Here is a 994-nt window from a genome sequence, read left to right on the forward strand (position 1 = left end):
AAATAATCGTCAACTAATTCTGTAATTAATTCTCAGATTTAGTTGACGCTTTCTTTTAATTTGTATATAATAAAGCAGAATTGGTTTTTATGCACCTTTGCATAGAGGACAATTACATCATTTATTGATAGGGAAGACCAATTGTGGACAACAAAGCATGTATAAGCAAGAGGAACGCCCTGAACGTACGAGGGGAGGGGAATAACGTTGACTAAAACTGATATCAAGAAAGGTGAAAGTCTTGATGATGCTCTTCGTCGTTTCAAACGTTCCGTATCTAAAACTGGGACTTTGAAAGAAGCCCGTAAACGTGAATACTATGAAAAGCCTAGTGTTAAACGTAAAAAGAAATCTGAGGAAGCGCGCAAGCGTAAAAGTTTCCGTTAATTAATGGAGCGTTCTCAAGATAGAAGGTGAATCAAATGAGCCGACTCAATGAGATAAACCAAGATATGAAAGCAGCGATGAAAGCTCGGGACAAAGAAAGATTGACAACTATTCGCATGTTAAAATCTGCCCTTCACAATGAAGAAATTGGAAAAGGGTCAGAGTTAACAGAGGAAGAAGAATTGACTGTTCTTGCTCGCGAAAAGAAACAGCGTGTGGAATCTCTCAATGAATTTAAAGCCGCTAACCGCGATGACTTAGTTCAGAAGTTAGAGACCGAAATAGCTGTAGTGGATAAGTATCTTCCAGAACAATTATCTGAAGAGGAAGTCCGTTCAATCGTCCAAGAGACCATTTCTCAAACCCAATCGACTTCCATGAAAGACATGGGTAAAGTGATGGGTGCTTTAATGCCTAAAGTCAAAGGCAAAGCTGATGGAGCCTTAGTGAGTTCCTTAGTGAAAGAAGAACTGAATAAATAAAATGAAGAGAGCTCTGGTCTTTTGACTGAGTTCTCTTTTTTTACTTATACATAATCTGATTATGGTGTCAAAACCCCATAATTTTAAGCACTTAATCAACTTGAAATGCTCAAAAGTATACAGTT

2 protein-coding genes are annotated in these 994 nt (G+C 37.7%); both read left to right on the plus strand.

Features of this window, described 5'->3' with window-relative positions:
* Positions 1–207: 207 nt before the first annotated feature.
* Complete coding sequence (gene rpsU, locus ABDZ53_RS02975; protein WP_343753830.1) at positions 208–387, plus strand: 30S ribosomal protein S21; 180 nt, start codon at positions 208–210, stop codon at positions 385–387.
* A 35-nt stretch (positions 388–422) separates the two neighbouring features.
* Positions 423–869, plus strand: a complete 447-nt coding sequence (locus ABDZ53_RS02980) for a GatB/YqeY domain-containing protein (protein ID WP_343753832.1) — start codon at positions 423–425, stop codon at positions 867–869.
* The last annotated feature ends 125 nt before the right edge of the window (positions 870–994 follow it).

Origin of the sequence: Alkalibacterium iburiense (genome assembly GCF_039521845.1) — a bacterium.
GTDB lineage: Bacteria > Bacillota > Bacilli > Lactobacillales > Carnobacteriaceae_A > Alkalibacterium > Alkalibacterium iburiense.

Coding starts and splice junctions, on each gene's coding strand:
- ABDZ53_RS02980 (WP_343753832.1), top strand. CDS start 423: ATGAGCCGACTCAATGAGATAAACCAAGATATGAAAGCAGCGATGAAA.